The sequence below is a fragment of the Pseudomonas psychrophila genome (assembly GCF_001043005.1).
Classification (GTDB): domain Bacteria; phylum Pseudomonadota; class Gammaproteobacteria; order Pseudomonadales; family Pseudomonadaceae; genus Aquipseudomonas; species Aquipseudomonas psychrophila.
In genome coordinates this window covers 1-518 of sequence record NZ_JYKZ01000115.1, presented here as the reverse complement: position 1 = coordinate 518, position 518 = coordinate 1, and the positions used below count along the sequence as shown (strand labels likewise).

The window sequence follows — 518 nt, the reverse complement described above, 5'->3', positions numbered from 1 at the left end:
GTGGGCTTAAGCCTGTTGCCATTGTGGTATGTCGGCAGCAAAACCTGGGAGGCCGGCTGGGCACAAGCGGTGAACCTGTTGTGGCGGCCTTATGTCTTTGGCTTGATGCGCAACACATTGATGCTGATGGTCGGCGTCACCGTGACCTGCGCACTGCTCGGGCTTACGCTGGCCTGGTTGCTGGAGCGCAGCAACCTGCCGGGACGACGCCTGTGGGGCGTGATCCTGTGCTTGCCGTTTGCCGTCCCTGCGTTCGTCAGCAGCTTTACCTGGGTCTCGCTCAGCTCGAGCTTCGAGGGCCTGGGCGGAGCCATTCTGGTCATGGGCCTGTCCAAGTACCCGCTGATTTTCCTGCCGGTCGCAGCCACCCTGCGCAACCTGGACCCAGCCCTGGAAGAATCGGCCCGTACACTGGGACAGAGCCGCTGGGGGGTGTTTTTCCGGATCACCTTGCCGCTGCTTTGGCCCTCGCTGCTGGCCGGCTCTCTACTGATTGCCCTGCACATGCTGGTGGAGTT

1 protein-coding gene is annotated in these 518 nt (G+C 62.5%); it reads left to right on the top strand.

The window, feature by feature from the left end; translation table 11 throughout:
• The coding region (locus TU76_RS24360; RefSeq protein WP_048352717.1) for an ABC transporter permease at positions 1–518 on the top strand (518 nt) is incomplete at both ends.